At 23.3% G+C, this 1,508-nt stretch carries 2 protein-coding genes; both read left to right on the plus strand.

Annotated features, from left to right (window positions below; all coding sequences use genetic code 11):
• The coding region (locus E6248_RS15945) for a hypothetical protein (RefSeq protein ID WP_316341748.1) at positions 1-923 on the plus strand (923 nt) is incomplete at its 5' end.
• A 2-nt stretch (positions 924-925) separates the two neighbouring features.
• A partial coding sequence (locus E6248_RS15950; RefSeq protein ID WP_316341749.1) for a hypothetical protein occupies positions 926-1,508 on the plus strand: 583 nt, incomplete at its 3' end.

Raw genomic sequence — 1,508 nt, forward strand, 5'->3', positions numbered from 1 at the left:
ACATTTATAGATTTGAATTAAAAATAGATAGAGAATGGAATAGATTTAAAAAGATAAGAATGTATTATAAATTTGGAAGCTATGCAAAAAGTATTTTAAAAAAGAATAAGTATGATTTTGTTATTACATGGGGAACGGAGACAGCATTTTTATTTTCAGATTACCTTATAAGAAATCTAAAAAATAGATATGTAGTAAATATAAGAGATTATGCAAGATTAGATAATAAGTTAAAGTTCAAGCTTATGAATGAATTAGTAAAAAAAAGCAAGTTTACAACTATATCATCAAGGGGATTTGAAAAATTTTTACCTAAGTTTCATTATATATTAATGAATAGTATTAACCATAAAATTATTGATAATTGTACTATAAGAGAAGGGCTTAAGGATATTAATGAACCTTTAAGGATAAGCTTTATTGGATATGTAAGATTTTATGATAATGATAAAAAATTATTAAAGTCTCTTTCAAATGATAAAAGATTTATAATTCAATATTTTGGAATTGGATCAGATGTATTAAGAGATTTTGCTATTACTAATAATATAGAAAATGTTGAGTTTTTAAGTAGTTTCGATGTGGAGGAAACAGGAAAACTACTAGATAAAGCTGATATAATTAATAATTTATATGGATATAATGATATGGCACTAGATACTGCAGTTTCAATAAAATATCATTATGCATTAAATTTAAAATTACCAATAATGGTATATAAAAATACCTATATGGAGGAAATATCTAAGGGAATAGCATTTGTATTTGATGATAATTATGAAGACTTAGGGGACAGAATATATAATTGGTATCATAATATTAAATTTGATGAATTTAATGAAATATGTAATAAGAAAATAAAAGTTAATGAGTTAGAAAATTTGAAGTTTTACAACAAATTAAAAGAAAGTATAGGGAAATAAATATGAAAGTCAGGAAAAGCTATTTTAATATAGTAATATTTATATCAGCGATAGTTAGTTTCATTATTACATTAATTAATTACTATAATTTTTCTGATGGATATAATTTGATGATTTTATTTCCAATAGTATTTTTACTTTTATATGTTGCCTTTATATCAAGTATAGATATAAAAAAAGTTAAAACGCCAATAACAATAAGTATGTTTTTGTGGGTTCAATGGATAAGATATATATTAATGCCACCTATTATGGCTATTGCTGGAGAGTTTTTAGGAACATCTTTTTTAAATCCATCTGTTGAGGCTATTAATTTAGCCAATATATTAATGATAGTTGATTTGGCTGTTAACTTTATATTAATAGGCTATATAGCAAGAATTAGTAAGAGAAGTGAATTGAATCATAATGCAATAGTAAAAGGAAATAAAATTTTATATATTATTTTTATTATATTTGCATTACTAATTTACATTGCAATAGGAATTAAAAGCAAGATGATAGGCTTTTTAATTATACCTGTTTATGGGGGGGACAGAGTAGGTGATATTACAGATAGTTTTATAGTAATATTAAGGCAAATAG

This window comes from Clostridium sp., assembly GCF_032552055.1.
Classification (GTDB): Bacteria; Bacillota; Clostridia; order Clostridiales; family Clostridiaceae; genus Clostridium.